Origin of the sequence: Paraburkholderia sp. SIMBA_053 (assembly GCF_046534895.1) — a bacterium.
In the GTDB taxonomy this organism is placed as follows: domain Bacteria; phylum Pseudomonadota; class Gammaproteobacteria; order Burkholderiales; family Burkholderiaceae; genus Paraburkholderia; species Paraburkholderia caledonica.
This window is the reverse complement of sequence record NZ_JAWRXU010000153.1, coordinates 1-408: the sequence shown is the minus strand read 5'-3', so window position 1 is coordinate 408 and position 408 is coordinate 1. Positions and strand designations below refer to the sequence as shown.

Below are 408 nucleotides of genomic sequence, written 5' to 3'. Positions count from 1 at the left end.
TACGCGCCAGTTCAAAGCCGACGCCCGACCCGTTGCCGCACCCGACGACGACAGGATGATCATCAGCGCCTGCGAGGCGTCGCCCTACAACCTTCAGCACGACGTCAGGCTTCACGACGCGTTCTGGATCAAGTCGCAGCCCTACTCGCTGCAGGATATCTTCACGGCGCGCGAGGCAAAGACGGCACGGCAGTTTGTCGGTGGTTCCGTCTATCAGGCATTTCTCAGCGCGTTCAACTATCACCGCTGGCATGCGCCCGTGGGCGGCCGCGTCACGCACGCGTACGTCGTGCCGGGCACCTATTACTCGGACGCCGATGCGGAAGGCCGCGATCCCGGCGGTCTTAACGACTCGCAGGGGTACATTACCGCGCTGGCGGCAGGGGCAATCATCGTGATCGAAAGCGA

General features: G+C 63.5%; 1 protein-coding gene. It reads left to right on the top strand.

What is annotated here, in order from left to right:
- Positions 1-408 (top strand): phosphatidylserine decarboxylase (locus tag SB753_RS35020; protein ID WP_410804634.1); only part of this gene is annotated, 408 nt, incomplete at both ends.